Origin of the sequence: Saliniramus sp. (assembly GCF_035311605.1) — a bacterium.
Lineage (GTDB): Bacteria > Pseudomonadota > Alphaproteobacteria > Rhizobiales > Beijerinckiaceae > Saliniramus.
The window spans coordinates 1-16,843 of record NZ_DATGCW010000120.1; the positions used below are offsets into that span (position 1 = coordinate 1).

The window sequence follows — 16,843 nt, forward strand, 5'->3', positions numbered from 1 at the left end:
GACATCGGCGGAGGCGCGGCGGGCACCTACAATCCGCAGGGCACCGCGATCTTCCACGAGGGCCTGCGCCTACCGGAGATGAAGCTGGTCGAGGCGGATGTGGTCCGCGAGGATCTCTGGGACCTCCTGAAGCTCAATTGCCGCACGCCCGATCTACTCGACGGCGATCTGCGCGCGATGCTCGGCTCCACGCGCATCGGGGCAGACCGCGTCGCGGCGCTGGCGGAAGAGCTCGGCACCGATCAGGCGCGGGCGTGTTTTGCCGGCATACTCGATTATGCCGAAGCGCGCTTTCGCGCCGTCATCCGCGCATTGCCAGACGGCACCTATCGGGGCGAGGACCATACCGACAATGATTGCTTCGGCCCCGCCGACATCGTCACCCGGGTGACGCTCACAATCGAGGGCGACAGCCTGACGGTGGATTTCACCGGCACGGACGACCAGATCCGCGGCTTCAAGAATTCCTCGCTGGCGAATACCGTCTCGGGCGTCTACACGGCGCTCTATTCCTTTTTCGATGCCGATCTGCCGCGCAACGAGGGCAGCTTTCGCGGCGTGACCATCATCGCGCCCGAGGGTAGCGTCGTGAATGCGCGCCCGCCCGCACCGATGACCATGTGCACGGTGTTCCCTGCCCATGACATCATCCATGCCTGCTGGCGGGCTCTCGGCCTCGCCGCGCCCGAGCGCGCGCTTGCCGGCTGGGCGCGCAACATCTTCGGCGTCACCTCCGGCACAAAGGAGGGCGCCGACGAGCCTTTCGTGATGTACCATAACAATCTTGCCGCCGGCGGGGGCGCGATCGAGGGCCGCGACGGCTTCAACCAGATCGGCCATCTGTGCACCCTGGGCGGGCTCACAATCCCCAATCTCGAAGTCTACGAGCAGATCTACCCGGTACGGTATCTGCGCCAGGAATTCCGCTGCGATTCGGGTGGTGCGGGGCGCTATCGCGGCGGCACGGGGGTGGATTACGCTCTCGAAGTGATGGTGCCCGCGCTCTATTCCTTCCGGGGAGAGGGCCTGCGCACGCCCTCGGGTTACGGAGTCGAAGGCGGCCTCTGGGGGGCGGCTGGGGCGATGCTGCTCTCGCCGCATGACGGATCGGAGCCGGTCGAAGCCCCGCAATTCGGCCTGATGCAGCTCGGCCCGCTGCATTACGAGGCGGCCTCGCCGGGAGGCGGCGGCTGGGGCGATCCGAAGACCCGCGATCCACAGGCCGTCCTCGCCGATCTGCGTGACGGGATCATCAGCGCGCAGGCTGCGCGCGAAATCTACGCAGTGGTGCCCGGCCCAGACGGGATGAGCCTCGATATGGCGCAGACGCAGTCGCTGCGGGAAGAGTGCGCCGGCGCGGCGGCTCAATCCGCGTCGTCGTAGTAGAATTCAAGCAGCAGCGTGCGTTGCAGGATCGAGAAATTGTCGTCGGAGATCAGGCTGAGCACGAGGCGCCCGTCCCGCGTGCGATGCAAGGCGAGGCCTTCCATATTGTCGATCTGCTGGCCCGCCCCCGCCTCGAAGATGACCGGTCCGTCGAGAACCGCACCGGTGCGCAGGTCGCCGCCGGGCAGGCGACGGATGCGCGCGCCAACGTCGCGCAGGATACGGTAACGGCGCTCCAGAACGAGGACGTCGCCATTGTCGAGAAACGCCATATCGGTGATGTCGAACCCCTCATGGCGCGCGACATCGAAGGCATGATGCGCCTCACCATCGAGAATGAAGCCTCGCGTCGGAGCGCTCTCGCCCCGCCGGATGCGCTCGCCGATCACCACGATCGCGCCGGGATAGGGGCTCGAATCCGGCGCGATGGCGATCGCTTCCGGCCCCGCATTATGCGGCCAGTCGCGCATCTCGCGCGGTGTTGGCAGGAATTCTCCACGCGCCGTGAGCCGCTGCTCGGTGAGATCGAAGCGCATGATCGCGTTGGTGCGCTCGATGCCGATATGGGCGATGTCGTCCTTGATGGTGACGGCCTCAACGTCGTAATTCTCCGTGCGGCCCAGGGGCGTGCGGTGAAAATCAAGCATCGGCGCCATTATCGCCCCGGTGAGCCCGGAAAGGCCGTTCTTGTCCTCGGTCACATCGGCTGCGAACCAGTCACCACGATCACTGACGGCGAGCAGCCTGGCACCGTCACGCGCGCGCCAGAGCCCCGAAAAACCGCCAAACCGGGGATAGGGATCGTTGATTTCGAGGCCGGAGCGGAAAGTGAGTTCACCAAAGCGCGTACGGCTGTGATCGTGTGCATCGAAAAACGGCAGGCGGTCCATGCGCGGGGAGAGCGGCATGACGAGGCTTGCCGGCACGGCGGAACCGCCAAGCGCGGTTGCAGCGAGCGCACCGCCGGCAAGCCGTACGCCGAGGCGCAGGGTGCCGCGACGGCTGAACCTCACCGGCCTCCCCCGCCGATCTTGCGGCGCGGCCCCTGGCCGGGGATTTCATCCTCGAACAATTCGGCGAGTTTTTCGGTCATCACACCGCCAAGCTCCTCGGCATCGACGATGGTCACCGCGCGGCGATAATAGCGGGTCACGTCGTGGCCGATGCCAACGGCGATGAGCTGGACGGGCGAGCGGGTCTCGATTTCCTCGATAACCCGGCGCAGATGCTTTTCGAGATAGTTGCCGGCATTGACCGACAGCGTGGAATCATCGACCGGCGCGCCGTCTGAGATCACCATCAGGATACGCCGCTGCTCGGGGCGACCGAGCAGGCGCTCATGCGCCCAGGTCAGCGCCTCGCCGTCGATATTCTCCTTCAACAGCCCCTCGCGCATCATCAGGCCGAGATTGCGGCGCGCGCGGCGCCAGGGCGCATCGGCGGATTTGTAGATGATATGGCGCAGGTCGTTGAGACGGCCCGGATTGGGCGGCTTGCCCGCCTGCAGCCATTGCTCGCGCGATTGCCCGCCCTTCCAGGCGCGCGTCGTGAAACCAAGGATCTCGACCTTGACCCCGCAACGCTCCAGCGTGCGCGCGAGGATATCGGCGCAGGTGGCGGCGACCGTGATCGGGCGTCCGCGCATGGAGCCGGAATTGTCGATCAGGAGGGTCACGACGGTATCGCGGAACTGGGTATCCTTCTCCTGCTTGAAGGAGAGCGCCTGGAACGGATCCATCACGACGCGCGTCAGCCGCGCGGGATCGAGAATGCCTTCTTCGAGATCGAAATCCCAGGAGCGGTTCTGCTGCGCCATCAGCCGGCGTTGCAGGCGGTTGGCGAGGCGACCGACAACGCCTTGCAGATTCGATAGCTGTTTGTCGAGATAGGCGCGCAGGCGCGCGAGTTCCTCGGCCTCGCAGAGCTCCTCGGCCTGGATCATCTCGTCGAATTTCTGGGTATAGGCCTTGTAGTCGCCGGCGCGGGAATCGTTGGCGCCGCTGGGCGGGCGCCACGATTCGGAGGCTTCTTCCGAATCGGCGTCTTCCATGTCCTCGGGCATCTCGCTGGTCGGGCCCTCTGCGGCTTCCTGGGCGCCCTCCTGCATCTCCTCGTCGCCGTCATCGGTGATCTCCACCTCGGCGCGCTCGCCCTCGGCGCCCTCCTCGCCTTCGCCCTCCTGCTCCTCGTCGTTCTCCTGCTCCTGCTCGTTTTCCTGCTCATCATCCTCCTGGCTCTCGAGGGGGACCTCCTCGCCCATGTCGAGGGAGGTGAGCAATTCGCGCACGGAACGGGCAAATCGGCCCTGGTCTTCGAGGTTGCCGAGCAACGCGTCGAGATTCTCACCCGCGCGCTCCTCGATATGGCCGCGCCAGAGATCGACGATCTTCTGCGCGGCCCTGGGCGGAGCGCGACCGGTCAGGCGCTCGCGGACCATCAATGAGATCGCGTCCTCGATCGGGGCATCGGCGCGGTCGGTGATATCCTCGTATTTGCCGCCGCGATGGTAGCGGTCTTCCAGCATGGCATCGAGATTGCTGCCCACGCCCTGCATGCGCCGCGTGCCGATCGATTCGACCCGGGCCTGCTCCACCGCATCATAGACGGCGCGCGCATCCTGCGCCTCGGGGGCGAGCTTGCGGTGGATGCCGGCATCATGACAGGCGAGGCGCAGGGCCATCGAATCGGCATTGCCGCGCAGCACGGCAAGATCATGCGAGGACATCTTGCGTGGCGGCTCGGGCAGGCGGGCCTTGTCCGACATCAGTACGGGCCGGTCGGCGGCGTAGGTCACCTCGAATTCCGGCGTGCGCGCGATGGCCCGCAGGCAGGACGCGACCGAGCGCTTGACCGGCTCGTTCGGGGCTTCCTTGGCTTCGCCCGGTTTGCGGTTCGAGATCGACATGCGTCTTCGGCTCCGGTTGATGGGGCGGGCGCGGCTAATGTCCGCGCCCGCCCTGCTTTCCCCGCGAAAGAGGGACGTCGTAGGCCCCTGGGCGTCAGCTCAGCGCGACATTGGCTGCGCTTTGCGGCAATTCCTCACCGAAGCAGCGCTGATAGAATTCCGCCACGAGGGAGCGCTCGAGCTCGTCGCACTTGTTGAGGAAGGTGAGCTGGAAGGCAAAGCCGATATCATTGAAGATCTCGGCATTCTCGGCCCAGATGATCACCGTGCGCGGACTCATCACCGTCGACAGATCGCCGTTGATGAAGGCGTTGCGGGTGAGGTCGGCGAGGCGCACCATCTTGCTCACGGAATCGCGGCCCTCATCCGTCTTGGCGAAGGATTTCACCTTGGACAGGATGATCTCGACCTCGTTGTCATGCGGCAGGTAGTTCAGATTGGTGACGATCGACCAGCGATCCATCTGGGCCTGGTTGATCTGCTGCGTGCCGTGGTACAGACCCGAAGTGTCCCCCAGCCCGATCGTGTTCGCGGTGGCGAAGAGCCGGAATGCCGGGTGCGGACGAATCACGCGGCTCTGATCGAGCAGGGTGAGGCGGCCGGACGATTCCAGCACGCGCTGGATCACGAACATCACGTCCGGGCGCCCGGCATCGTATTCGTCGAAGACGAGTGCGACATTGTGCTGATAGGCCCAGGGCAGGATCCCGTCGCGGAATTCCGTGATCTGCTTGCCGTCCTTGAGGACGATGGCATCCTTGCCGACCAGATCGATGCGCGAGACGTGGCTGTCCAGGTTGATGCGCACGCAAGGCCAGTTGAGGCGCGCGGCGACCTGCTCGATATGCGTCGATTTGCCGGTGCCGTGATAACCGGTGACCATCACGCGTCGGTTATAGGCAAAGCCCGCCAGGATCGCGAGCGTGGTCTGCTTGTCGAACAGGTAATCCGGGTCGTAATCCGGCACATAGCTGTCGCCCTTGCTGTAGGCCGGCACTTCGAGATCGCTGTCGATGCCGAAGGCCTTGCGCACGGAAATCTTGGTATCCGGCAGAGCGACGGGCTTGTCGGCCGTGGGGGTCTCGATGGTGTCCTGCATACATGCCTCTCTCGATGCGGTCGGCTCAAACACGGTCGCAAGCGACCGGACTGTCGCACTGTCGTTAAACCTCTCGGCGCTACGGCGCAATCACGCGAAGCTCATAAGAGGGTTGCGTGTTTGAGCCTGCCGCCTGCCTCAGCACAAACCCGCAGCCTTGAGCGTGTCGTGCGCACGGATGATGTCGCGCAGTCGCTCCTCAAAGGAACGGTCTCCCCCATGCGCATCCGGATGAAAGCGCTTGACCAGGGTCTTGTACGTCGCCCTGATGGTGGCGGCGTCTGCGGTTTCGTCAAGGCCGAGCACGTCGAGGGCGCGGATGGTGGGGCCGGAAAGCCGCCGGCGCGGCGGTTCCGGTTCCGCCTTGCGTGGCTGCTCGACACCTTCCGAACGCAACACGCCGAGAGGGTCCGAATATTCCCAATCCCTTGCCACACCGGCCCTGGCACCGGCCGTGCGGGCGGCCGCACCACGCTCCACCCCCATGGACCATGTGGGGCGATGCCCGACCACCGCATCCTTCTGGAAGGCGGCGACGGCATCGTCGGTCATGCCGTTGAAGTAGTTGTACTTGGTATTGTACTCGCGCACGTGCTGCAGGCAGAAGCGATAATACTGCCCCTCCGCCCCGCGCCCCTTGGGCGCCCGGTACTGCCCCGGCTCCTTGCAGCCGGGGAACTCACAGGTCGGCGCGCGCGAATCGTCCTTGGCCTCCTCGGCCTTGCGCGGCTTGATCCTGATGCGGTCGAACAGAGGCGATTTCAGATCCATGACACGAGCGATTATGTGTGTTGCGGCGCGATCGGCAAGAGCTTTTGCTGCATAAATCAAATGCCATCGAGAAAAGGCCTCCGATTGCGCCTCGGTGGAACGGCCGGCACCGGCAGCCGGGTACCGCTTCGGTATAGCGGCACGAACCTTTCCACGCGGTTTCGCCGACCGGCATGCGCCTCATCGACGCGCATTTTTCCTGGATGGAATCCTGTTTGGCCGAACCCCCATTGCGCAGCCGACCGCATGGCGCCATATCGCATTCGGGCCGGATCGCGCAATGCGGGACTGGGTCACAGCGATGAGAGGCACCGGATGAGCATGCAATCCCTGATCGAAATCCGTTTGCGCGAAACACTGGCTCCCAGCCAGTTATCCGTGATCGACGAATCGCATCTGCATGCCGGCCATGCCGGCTGGCGCGAAGGCGGCGAGACACATTTTCGTGTGGAGATCACGGCAGACGCGTTTGCCGGGCAGAACCGGGTGGCGCGCCATCGCATGGTCAACACGGCGCTAGCCGAAGCCTTCGACAGAGGGCTGCACGCGCTCGCAGTCAAGGCCCGTGCGCCGGGCGAATGAGGGCCGCGCGCGCCGCGCTCATTCGACGCGGGCGAAGACCAGCCCGTCGAACATGGCGCAACTCGGCCCGTCAGCCGCAAGTTCGAACCCGTCCGGCGCGGAACTGACAAGGCAGGTCATCGGGAATTCACCGGGATCGGTTTCCTCGGCGATGTTCGACATGGTGAACATATCGCCGTAGACGCGCAGATCGCCACTCAGCGTGCGATCGGCGGATGCGATCTCGAGGGTGAAATCGCCCTCTTCCGTGATCGAGAGATGAAACTCATCGGCACGATAATCGCCGGCGCCGAACGGCGCGTCCACGAAAACCGAATGTACGGATTCGTCGATGTCGCCGAGCGCCTCGACCCCGTCCTCGAACACGGCCGAGGGGGCGGGCGGCGCTTCGGTTGTGCGCGGGAGATCATCCGGCATTCCCCCCGGCGCTTCGGGCATCGCCTCTTGGGGTGCTTCCTGCGCGGGTGCCTCCGCGACCGGCGGCGGGGACGACTGCTCGGTTTCAGCCGTCTGTTGATCGCCACAGGCGCCAAGCGCGAGGATTGCAAACACCGGCGTGACTTTCACAATGCGCATAAGAAAACTCCTGTCGCTCCTTTTCGGGACGACACGGTCGAGGTCGCCGCTGCACGGGGAGAGCAAGGGTGGGCGAAATCGTCAAGCCCGGTCCACGCGAAACCGCTCTCTTTGGTGCAAAATGGTGCACCGGCCATGTGATCGCAAGGGCATGTGCCCCGAAACACCGGGATCACCTTGCATCGGACGGCGGCATGATGTCCGGTGAGACGATTCGCACTGGCGCGCGATCCGCCGGCACGAAGCCCTGCCTGCCGGCGGCGGTGACCTCATCGCCCTCCTCACGGGTCACGACGCGCTCCCGTTCGAGCCCATCGATCCGGATTCCTGCGGAATCATCGCCCGAGGTCGGCGCTTCCTCGCTGCGGCGCGCAGCCTCCTGCGCTGCCTCGTCGAAGACTTCCGTCGCCGCTTCCTGTTCGAGGCGCCGGGCGCGGGCCGCCTCGCGCAGTTCCGCCGGCAGCGAAAGCTCACGGGCGAGGGCGGTATCCACGAGAATGTCGTCCTCGCGGGTGCCGATCATGCGCTGGGCGGCGGAAAGCGCTTCCGACCAACTCTCATCCTCACGGCGGCAGGAGCAGGTCGGATCGAAGGTCGTGCGATAGCGGAACGCGTTGGGCAGTGATGTATAAGGCATGCCATCGGCGCCGATGGCCGATTCGAGCTCGCTGTCCCCGCTCATGTAGAACAGACGCGTGGGCGCGTTCGGGCATTGCGCCTGGCAGAGTCGCTCAGCCTCGTCAGCGCTCACGCCACGGGCGAAGAGCGGGAAAAAATAGCCGTCACAACTGCGCACGCAGATTGGCTCGGCACCGGCACGGCGGGCAAACGTATCGTCGAGAAGCGGCATATCCTCTTGTGGATCGAACCCCGGATCGTCGCGCCCGAACAAGCCGTCGAGGAAGCCGCGGCGTGCCTGGCGCGGCTGGCAGTGGCGGGCGATGGCCGCAAGCAATTCCTGACGGCGGTCTTCGCTGGCCTGTGAAGCCTGCCGGATGAGGAGGTTGTAGTTCTCTTCCATGGCTTCGATGCGGTCGCGCGCGGCAGCGCATTCCGAGGAAGGCGGGGCGTCGAACAGGCTGCGTCCGCGATCGCAATCGAGTTGCTGATAATAGCGCACCATGCGGTTGAGTTCGGAGCGTTGTTGCTCGGCCATATCCGCATAATTCTGACCGCCGCCGCGTTCCAGATTGCGCAATTCGGCGCGATAATCCTCGCACAGACTGGTCTGTGCCTGCGCGCTGCCGACGAGAATTGCTGCGCCGAAACAGGCTGCGGCAATGCGTGTCATCAGGGAACTCTTCATGGATCGACCGTCTTCTCGTCGTGTCGGTTGCCGCGATTCTTCCCGCACGAGCGGTGCGCCGGAAGCGCTTTTATCCGCAGCGGAAAGCGCTATCACAATCGTTACGAATCATCGTGAATGACTTCGTGACAGAAGAATATGATCAAATCCGGACAAGTGCAGCTTTCGCGCCGGTTTTTTTCTGCCACCTTACTGGCTGCAGGCGATCATCAGCGGGCGCGGCTGTGTCGGGGTGGCACCATCGCTCATGATCGCACCGATTTCGGCGAAACCGCCCATCGTCTCACGCCGGATCTCGCCATATTCCCTGACGGCGCCGTAGCCATGCGCTTCACACCATGCCTGGGCGACGATATCGCCGCAGATCTCTCCGCCCGTCAGGCAATCGGCGATGCCATAGCCCTCGCTGGCGGGAATGACGAAAGTGGCCCGATCACCGATGAACGCGCGTAATTCGGTCGTGGCCACCAGTGTGAAGGAGGTCACGAGCGCACCCGCGAGTGCGATGAAGCCGAAAGCGGCGAAGGCGCGGCGCATGAACGATCTCCCGGACAGGGTCCGTCGGGACCAGCGGTTTCCGGTAGTATCGCGAAGATCATATTAACGGACCGTTAACGACGGCGCGCCATGAGCCAGATGATGTCGACCGTGAACGACCAGGCAAGCGCCACCAAAGCCGTCAGAGCGAGCGCGGTCGCTGCCACCCCGGTGATGAAGGGCGTCACCAGCGCGATCAGCACCGCACCCTGCAATACGCAGACAGCCTTGCGCCGCATTGATTCAGGCAGATCACGACGCAGCCGGGGCACGAGTGCCCGCGCGGCCATGAACAGATAATAGGTTGTGCCGATCAGCAGAACCCAAGCCCCGACCTTGTCCAGCGCGATCGCCGCAACTGCAAGCAACATCAGCAGCAGCGCGTCGATCTCCATGTCGAAACGGGCACCGAAACGCGAAGTCAGGCCCTGGCGCCGGGCAGCCGCCCCGTCCACGCCGTCCAGAGAGAGTGAAACGGCGGCCGCGGCGAAGAAAAGCCAGTCGGCCCGCTCACCCCAGGAGGTAAACAAGGTGTCGTGCTCGACAAGCAGGCCGATCAGCAGACAATTGATCACCGCACGTGAGAGCGTGATGGCATTTGCGATGCCGAACCGATCATGGGGATGGTAGCGGTCGATCCGGGCCATGACGACAGCCCCGATCACGAGATACGGCACAGACCCGCCCGGGACCAACTCCCAGCCGGCACCACCCGCCCAGAGGATCACGGTCGCTCCCGTAATGAGGGCAACGAAGCCGGTCGCCAGCGCAAGCAGTGTGTCCTGCCGTCGCAGCGTCGAGCGTGTCGCCAGAAGGGCGGAGGCGCTGTCATATTTCATTGCAATATTCCCAACGCTCCGGCAGCGACTTTGTTCCCGCCGGAGCCGCCCGAAACGGGACGCTGCCATTCAGGCATGGCTCGTCATGTCGGGGCCCGTCTCGATCAGGGCCTTCTTAAGCTTTTCCAGAGCACGGCTTTCGATCTGCCGCACGCGCTCCTTGGAAATCCCCAGATGATGTCCGAGCGCATCCAGTGTTGTCTGGTCGTCGCTCAGACGTCGCGCCTTGAGAATGCGCAGTTCGCGCTCGTTGAGCACTCCCAGAGCATCACGCAGCCAGCGCGAGCGTCGCTCGGCATCAATGACGTCGCTGACGGTTTCGTCCGGCAGCGCCGCTTCATCGACGAGGAAATCCATCCGCTCCGACGTGGCGCCTTCGGAATCGGCCGCAACCGGCGCATTCAGCGAGGTGTCCGCGCCGGATAGCCGCACATCCATCGTGGCGACATCCTTGAGAGACACCCCGATCGCTTCGGCGATTTCCCCATAGACGCTTTCGGACATCCGTTCATCGCCGTTGCGCGTCAGTTTGGCACGCAGGCGGCGCAGATTGAAGAACAGCGCCTTCTGGGCCGACGACGTCCCCCCGCGCACGATCGACCAGTTGCGCAGGATGTAATCCTGGATCGACGCACGAATCCACCAGGTGGCATAAGTGGAGAAACGCACTTCGCGCTCGGGCTCGAAACGGGACGCGGCTTCCAGCAAGCCGACATGCCCTTCCTGGATCATGTCCTGCATCGGCAATCCGTAGTTACGAAACCGCGCCGCGATCGCGATGACGAGGCGCATATGTGCCGAAGTCAGCTGGTGCAAAGCCTCCTGATCACGGTTTTCCCGCCAGCGCACCGCAAGCGCGCGCTCTTGGGCGCGCTCGAGATAGGGTGCGCGCATGGCGTTGCGCAGAAAGGTGCGTTGCAGGCTGTTATCATCACCCATGTTCTGGCTCCCTCGTTTGTGAGGGATACGCCGAGCAGCCGACAACGGATCAATCACGCTTTCGCGAGCACGGCTTGCCGAACCTTGCTTGCCGAACCTTGCTTGCCGCACCCCGCTTGCCGGTTCGGCGCGCCGCGCCCGCGTATTGTGAGCGTCAATGCACGCTGACGGGCTCGAGATCCGCCTTGCGGGCCTCGGCGATGGCCGTGTCACGGGAATCGGTGAGGATGATCGGCGCGCCACTCGCCGAAAGCACGGCAAAGAGCTCGAGGCCGGGCTGCATCTCGGGTGCTCCGGGATAGAGTGCGCTGATCTGGTCGGACAGCATGGGCTTGACGTAGACCACATGGCCTTCGCCCATTTGTGCGAGTGCCTGCGCTTCGCGGCTGTTTTCGTTGCCGAAGGCATCCGGCTTGATGTGATTGGTATCGGTCATTTGCGCGCCCTCCTTGATGAGCGGTGCGTGGAGCCCGCAGCATGCGCTTTCGCGCAACGCATGTGGGCCGTGATGAGCCTGTCAGTGCTTCTCTTCGGTCGCGATGTCGATGCGCCTGACGATACGTTCCGGTTCAGGCCGGGCGAGGTCGATCGAGAGCAGACCATTGCTCAGATCCGCTCCCATCACCTCCATGTTGTCGGCCAGCAGAAACGTCCGCTGGAACTGGCGCGCGGCGATTCCGCGATGGAGATAGTGACGCGCCTTGTCGTCAGTCTGGCGCCCGCGGATAACGAGCTGGTTCTCTTCGAGCGTGATCTCGAGTTGATCACGGGTGAAGCCGGCCACCGCGAGGGTGATCCGCAGCCGTTCGGGCTCGTCGTCAGAGCGGGGAAGCCGCTCGATATTGTAGGGCGGGTACCCGTCGCCGCCACCTTTGGCGACGCGATCCAGTGCCTGTTCGATCTCATCGAAGCCGAGCAGCAACGGATGCCCGAACGGTGATTGACGCGACATGTGGAAGCCCTTCTCCGAGGCACTTCGTTGATCGGGACCCGCCATCGGCGCAATCCCGACCCTTCATATGTCGTTTCTCTTGCGTGAGTTCAAGAGCTGCAGGGTCAGCCGTGGCCAGCGGATCGGTCGGCCCGCGCGGTCACACAGGCGCGGGACGCGTATAGCGCAGCAGCGCGGCATAGGGGATCAGCGCGATCAGGGCGATGGCGAGCTTGACGCCGTAGTCGACGATGGCGAGCGTCTGCCATGAAAATGCAAAGCAGGTATCGGCAATGCCAACCATGGCGAGCATCTGCGTGATCGTGGTATCGCCAATCACCGGCCCGCAATGGAAGGCGAAGGAGAAGAAGATCGCCGTATCGATGCCCGATGCGATCACCGACGAGACCAGCGGCGGCAGCCACCAGGCGAAGCTGCGCAGACGGTTGAACACGCCGATATCGATCAGATGCGCCACCAGAAAGGCCGTGCCCGACGCGATCGCGATGCGCGGCGTCGCGAAATAGACCGACAACAGCACCGCAATGGCGAAACCGACATAGACCACACGCCGCGCGCGCGCCGGGCCGAAACGGCGGTTAGCCATATCCGTCACGAGGAAGGCGAAGGGATAAGTGAAGGCGCCGAAGGTCAGATAATCCTGCAGGCCCCAATACTGAACCGGGTGCTGCACCAGGATGTTGGAGGCGAGCACGATCAGCGCCATCACTGCGATGGCGAGAAAGAACGGCTGACGGTCGGCGGGGGCGAGCATGGGAAGCGACCTTGTCGGGAATGTCACGGGCTTGCACCGCCACGCCATTCGTGGCGTTCTCGATGCGTCAGCGGATCGTTTAAGCGCAGGGGCGCGTGGATGCAAGCGCTGCGGCCCGGGTGATCAAAGGCGAAATCCGTGCGGGCGTCCCAGCCCTTGCACACGTGCCGCGAATATGTCTCGAATCGTTCGGGGAAGGGAATCGCGTCGCATCATCACCGAGCGGCGCAGATTTGCCCGTTATGCACAGCCGAAGGGCCCGCAATGGATGTTTTCGATTACCACCGCCCCGCCACGGTTGCGGAACTGACGGGTATGCTCGCAAGCGGAGATGCCCGGCCACTCGCTGGCGGCACGGATCTGATACCGCAGATGCGTGAGGGGCGGCGCAAGGTCGCAGCGATCATCGACATCAAGCATGTCGAGGCCTGTCGCGTGATCGCGCCACTACCGGACGGCGGTCTCGCCATCGGCGCAGCCGTTTCTTCGACAACGGTGGCGCGCGATGCGCGGATCGCGCGCGACTATCCCGGGGTTGCCGCTGCGGCCCTGCTGATCGGCAGCTACCAGGTGCAGAATCGCGCCAGCCTCGGCGGCAATATCTGCAATGCCGCGCCCTCGGCCGATGCGGTGCCGCCGCTGATCGCGCACGGCGCACGCGCCGAAATCGCCGGCCCTGAAGGCTTGCGCGAAATCCCGCTTGAGGAGATCTTCGCCGGCCCGGGCCGCACGCATCTCGCGCCAGGTGAGGTGCTCACCCGTATCCTGTTGCCGCCCGTTGCGGCGCGTTCCGCCTCGCATTACCTGCGCTTCACCCCGCGCCGGGAGATGGATATCGCCATTGCCGGCGTCGGCGGGTTCGTCGCCCTCGACGAAGCCGGCACCGTCACGCAGGCCCGCATCGCGCTCGCCTCCGTCGCGCCGAAACCGATCCGCGCCCCCTCCGCCGAGGCCGCGCTGATCGGCGCCATGCTCGACGATGCCACCATCCATGCCGCCGGCGAAGCGGCGCGCGGTGATGCCAGCCCGATTTCCGATACGCGCGGCTCGGCGGATTATCGCCGCGAGCTCGTCGCCGTGCTGACCCGGCGGGTGCTCGCCCATTGCCGGCAACTGATTGACCAGGCCTGAGGAGAACGGCGTATGAAACCGATCGCGATCACCGCGCAGGTGAACGGCGAAGAGGTCACCAGCCTCGCCGATCCGCGCGACACCCTGCTCGACTGGCTGCGTGACCGCCTCGGCCTGACCGGCACCAAGGAAGGTTGCGGCAACGGCAATTGCGGCTCCTGCACGGTCATGATCGACGGCACGCCGGTCAATGCCTGCCTGATGCTCGCCGTCGAGGCGCCGGGGGCGCAGATCATCACCATCGAAGGATTGAGCGATGGCGGGGAATGGCGCGACCTGCAGGAGAACCTCGCCGCGATGGGCGGCACGCAATGCGGCTTCTGCACGCCGGGCATCGTGATCTCCGCCGCCGCCCTTCTGCGCGACGATCCCGCCCCGGACGAGGCGGCGATCCGCTATGCCATTGCCGGCAATCTCTGCCGCTGCACCGGCTATGACAAGATCGTGCACGCAGTCGAGGAAACCGCCAGACAGCGCCGCGCCACGGCGCGGGCGGGGGAGTAAGACGATGGATGCCGAGATCAAGACCCGCACCGGCGACGCGATCCCCGCCGATCCCGCCATCGGCAAGCCGCTCGCGCGCGTCGATGGCAGGGAGCGCGTCACGGGCCGCGCGCGCTACGCCGCCGATATCACCCGCCCCGACATGGCGCACGCGAAGATCCTGCGCGCGCCGCATGCGCATGCAGTCATCAAACGCATCGATACGAGCGCTGCCGCAGCCCTTCCCGGCGTGCTCGCCATCGTCACCGCCGATGATTTTCCGGATCTGCCCCAGGGTGCAAGCATCCCGATGGGCGAGACGGGGTATGACATGTGGGGCGTCTCGCGGCTCAACATGGCGCGCGGCAAGGTGCACTGGATCGGCCAGCCCGTCGCTGCCCTGGCCGCGCGCGACCCCCATATCGCGGCGCAGGCCCTCGATCTGATCGCGGTCGATTACGAGGTGCTCGACGCTGTCACCAGCATCGCTGATGCGATCCGTCCGGATGCGCCGGTTTTGTGGGACAATCTGATCACCAGGGGCCTCGACGAGACGCCGCAGAAGCCCTCCAACATCGCGGCGCGCACCATCGTCAGCCGCGAGGACGCGAAAGCGGCCATCGCCGGCGCGGATGCCACCGGGCGCGTCAGCGTCATCGTTGATACGGCGCACCAGGGCTATATCGAGCCCCAGGCAATGGTGGCCGAGATCACGCCGGACGGTTTCGCCACCGTCTATACCTCGACCCAGGGCCAGTTCACCGCCGAATTGATGATCGCGCGCATGCTCGACTGGCCGATGTCGAAGCTCAAGGTCGTGCCGATGGAGGTGGGCGGCGCCTTCGGCGGCAAGATCTCGATCCATGGCGAAGCGCTGGCGCTCAGGCTCGCGCAGAAATCCGGGCGCCCGGTCAAGCTGGTGCTCTCGCGCGAGGAAGTGCTCCAGGGGGGCTCCGGACCGACCATGGGCGCCATGATGGAGATCGCGGTCGGCGCGAAGAGCGACGGCACGATCACCGGCATCCATGGCGTCTATCACGTCGATTCCGGCGGCCTGCCGGGACTCAACCCCTCCCTGCTGATGCAGGCCTCCGCCGCCATGTACCAGACGCCGGCGCTCTGGCTCGAAGGCTATGACGTCGTCACCAACAAGCCGCGCACGGAAGCCTATCGCGCACCCGGCGGCATCCAGGGCGCCTTCGCCATGGAACAGGCGATGGATGAGCTTTGCCTCGCCCTCGACATGGACCCGCTGGAATTCCGCCGCCGCAACGCCGCCGTCACGGGCTCGACCATGCCGATCGGCACCCCCTTCCCCGCCATCGGGCTCACCACCATCCTCGATGCGGTGGGCGCGCACACGTGCTGGACGACGCCGCTCGAACCGGGTGCGCATCCGCGTGGGCGGGGGCTCGCGCTGGGCTACTGGCGCGGTACCTCGATGACGTCCGCCTGCCACATCACCATCGGCGGTGACGGGCGCCCGGTCGTGACAATGGGGGCCGTCGACATTTCCGGCACGCGCACCACGATGACCCAGGTCGCGGCGGATCAGTTCGGCATCGCCCCCGATGACGTCTACGTGCAGACCGGCGACAGCAAGACGGCGGGCTATTCCGATGGCGCGGCGGGCAGCCGCGTGGCGCGCACCATGGCCGCCGCCATCGTCGAGGCCTCGCGCGACGTGATCGAGCAACTGCGCCCCCGCGCCGCGCGTCTTCTGCAGAGCGAGGCGGAGAATCTCACCTTCACTGATGGCGCCTTCCGCGTCTCCGGTGGGCCCGGCACATCGATCAGCCTCGCCGAACTGATGCAGGAAACGCTGACCGAGGGCGCCGTGATCGGTCGTGGCACCTCGACCAAGCTGCCGCTGGGTGTCGAGATCGGCGCGCATGTCTGCGATGTCGAGGTCGATCCCGATACCGGACAGGTCACCATTCTGCGCTACACTGCCTTCCAGGATGTCGGCAAGGCGCTCAATCCGATCGCGGTCGAGGGCCAGATCGAGGGCTCCGTCGTGCAGGGGATCGGCTGGGCGCTGACCGAGGGTTACGATTACGGTGCGGACGGGCGGCTGCGCAATGCCAGCCTGCTCGATTACCGCCTGCCCACGGCGCTGGACGTGCCCGATATCGACTGCGTCATCATCGAGACCCCGGTGCCCGACGTGCCCTACGGCTTGCGCGGGGTCGGCGAGGTGCCGATCGTGCCGGTGGCGGGCTGCGTCGCCAACGCCATCCGCCGCGCCGTCGGCGTGCGCACCGGGCGGATGCCGATGACGCCGGAACGGCTCCTGATGGCGATGCGGGCGAAGCAGCAGGGCTGAGCCCGTCGGTCGAGGAGCGTGCGAATTGCCGGCGAATCATCGCTTCCCCTTCCTCGACCATCCGGGCCTCCTCGCCTTCGCCCATCGCGGCGGGGCGCTGGAGCGGACGGAGAATACCCATGACGCCTTCGATCACGCGGTCGCGCTCGGCTATCGTTATATCGAAACCGATGTACAGCTCACCCGTGACGGGGTGGTCGTCGTCTTTCATGACGATGATCTGACACGGCTGATGAGGCGGCCCGAGCGGATCGGCG

Annotated in this window: 18 protein-coding genes; 6 read left to right on the forward strand and 12 right to left on the reverse strand. The window is 65.2% G+C overall.

Translation table 11 applies throughout. From position 1 onward, the window contains the following. On the forward strand, nt 1–1,383 hold a 1,383-nt coding region (locus VKP01_RS06030; protein WP_324411237.1), incomplete at its 5' end, for a hydantoinase B/oxoprolinase family protein. On the opposite strand, the gene VKP01_RS06035 is transcribed toward VKP01_RS06030, so the two are convergent. The 4 genes from VKP01_RS06035 to VKP01_RS06050 form a co-directional block, all read right to left on the reverse strand. Beyond that, a complete protein-coding gene (locus VKP01_RS06035; protein WP_324411238.1) occupies nt 1,365–2,399 on the reverse strand; it encodes an esterase-like activity of phytase family protein in 1,035 nt (344 codons plus the stop codon). The genes VKP01_RS06030 and VKP01_RS06035 overlap by 19 nt on opposite strands. After that, nucleotides 2,396–4,291 (reverse strand): cobaltochelatase subunit CobT, encoded by a 1,896-nt coding sequence (cobT, locus tag VKP01_RS06040; RefSeq protein WP_324411239.1) that lies wholly within the window; start codon nt 4,289–4,291, stop codon nt 2,396–2,398. The genes VKP01_RS06035 and cobT overlap by 4 nt, the downstream gene beginning before the upstream one ends. A 94-nt stretch (nt 4,292–4,385) precedes the next feature. Continuing rightward, complete coding sequence (gene cobS, locus VKP01_RS06045; protein ID WP_324411240.1) at nt 4,386–5,390, reverse strand: cobaltochelatase subunit CobS; 1,005 nt, start codon at nt 5,388–5,390, stop codon at nt 4,386–4,388. Nucleotides 5,391–5,528: 138 nt separating this feature from the next. After that, a complete protein-coding gene (locus tag VKP01_RS06050) occupies nt 5,529–6,161 on the reverse strand; it encodes a J domain-containing protein (RefSeq protein ID WP_324411242.1) in 633 nt (210 codons plus the stop codon). A 315-nt stretch (nt 6,162–6,476) separates the two neighbouring features. On the opposite strand from VKP01_RS06050, the gene VKP01_RS06055 reads away from it, so the two are divergent. After that, nucleotides 6,477–6,743, forward strand: coding sequence for a BolA family protein (locus VKP01_RS06055; RefSeq protein ID WP_324411244.1), 267 nt, complete (start codon nt 6,477–6,479; stop codon nt 6,741–6,743). 18 nt (nt 6,744–6,761) lie between these two features. Here VKP01_RS06055 and VKP01_RS06060 read toward each other — a convergent pair whose 3' ends face one another. The 8 genes from VKP01_RS06060 to VKP01_RS06095 all read right to left on the reverse strand — a co-directional run bounded on the left by VKP01_RS06060 (nt 6,762) and on the right by VKP01_RS06095 (nt 12,646). Beyond that, nucleotides 6,762–7,319 (reverse strand): hypothetical protein, encoded by a 558-nt coding sequence (locus tag VKP01_RS06060; RefSeq protein ID WP_324411246.1) that lies wholly within the window; start codon nt 7,317–7,319, stop codon nt 6,762–6,764. A 172-nt stretch (nt 7,320–7,491) separates the two neighbouring features. Further along, nucleotides 7,492–8,610 carry a DUF2865 domain-containing protein gene (locus tag VKP01_RS06065; RefSeq protein WP_324411248.1) on the reverse strand — a complete coding sequence of 373 codons (1,119 nt, stop codon included), beginning with the start codon at nt 8,608–8,610 and terminating at the stop codon, nt 7,492–7,494. A 204-nt stretch (nt 8,611–8,814) separates the two neighbouring features. Then, a complete protein-coding gene (locus tag VKP01_RS06070) occupies nt 8,815–9,162 on the reverse strand; it encodes a hypothetical protein (RefSeq protein ID WP_324411250.1) in 348 nt (115 codons plus the stop codon). 74 nt (nt 9,163–9,236) lie between these two features. Next, a complete protein-coding gene (locus VKP01_RS06075) occupies nt 9,237–10,001 on the reverse strand; it encodes a CDP-alcohol phosphatidyltransferase family protein (protein ID WP_324411252.1) in 765 nt (254 codons plus the stop codon). Nucleotides 10,002–10,070: 69 nt separating this feature from the next. Continuing rightward, the gene (locus tag VKP01_RS06080; RefSeq protein WP_324411254.1) at nt 10,071–10,940 is read right to left on the reverse strand and encodes an RNA polymerase factor sigma-32; all 870 of its coding nucleotides are present in this window, start codon (nt 10,938–10,940) and stop codon (nt 10,071–10,073) included. 154 nt (nt 10,941–11,094) lie between these two features. Next, nucleotides 11,095–11,376 (reverse strand): DUF1150 domain-containing protein, encoded by a 282-nt coding sequence (locus VKP01_RS06085; RefSeq protein WP_324411256.1) that lies wholly within the window; start codon nt 11,374–11,376, stop codon nt 11,095–11,097. Between the two features lie 81 nt (nt 11,377–11,457). Next, nucleotides 11,458–11,892: an Hsp20 family protein gene (locus VKP01_RS06090; RefSeq protein WP_324411269.1), complete on the reverse strand. Its 435-nt coding sequence runs from the start codon at nt 11,890–11,892 to the stop codon at nt 11,458–11,460. A 139-nt stretch (nt 11,893–12,031) separates the two neighbouring features. After that, a complete protein-coding gene (locus VKP01_RS06095) occupies nt 12,032–12,646 on the reverse strand; it encodes a queuosine precursor transporter (RefSeq protein WP_324411258.1) in 615 nt (204 codons plus the stop codon). A 264-nt stretch (nt 12,647–12,910) separates the two neighbouring features. On the opposite strand from VKP01_RS06095, the gene VKP01_RS06100 reads away from it, so the two are divergent. From VKP01_RS06100 to VKP01_RS06115, 4 genes are all read left to right on the forward strand, one after another. Beyond that, nucleotides 12,911–13,777: a xanthine dehydrogenase family protein subunit M gene (locus VKP01_RS06100; RefSeq protein WP_324411260.1), complete on the forward strand. Its 867-nt coding sequence runs from the start codon at nt 12,911–12,913 to the stop codon at nt 13,775–13,777. 12 nt (nt 13,778–13,789) lie between these two features. Next, nucleotides 13,790–14,281, forward strand: coding sequence for a (2Fe-2S)-binding protein (locus tag VKP01_RS06105; protein ID WP_324411263.1), 492 nt, complete (start codon nt 13,790–13,792; stop codon nt 14,279–14,281). A 4-nt stretch (nt 14,282–14,285) separates the two neighbouring features. Then, the gene (locus tag VKP01_RS06110) at nt 14,286–16,586 is read left to right on the forward strand and encodes a xanthine dehydrogenase family protein molybdopterin-binding subunit (RefSeq protein WP_324411265.1); all 2,301 of its coding nucleotides are present in this window, start codon (nt 14,286–14,288) and stop codon (nt 16,584–16,586) included. A 25-nt stretch (nt 16,587–16,611) separates the two neighbouring features. Further along, nucleotides 16,612–16,843: glycerophosphodiester phosphodiesterase family protein (locus VKP01_RS06115; RefSeq protein WP_324411267.1), on the forward strand; the 232-nt coding region annotated here is incomplete at its 3' end.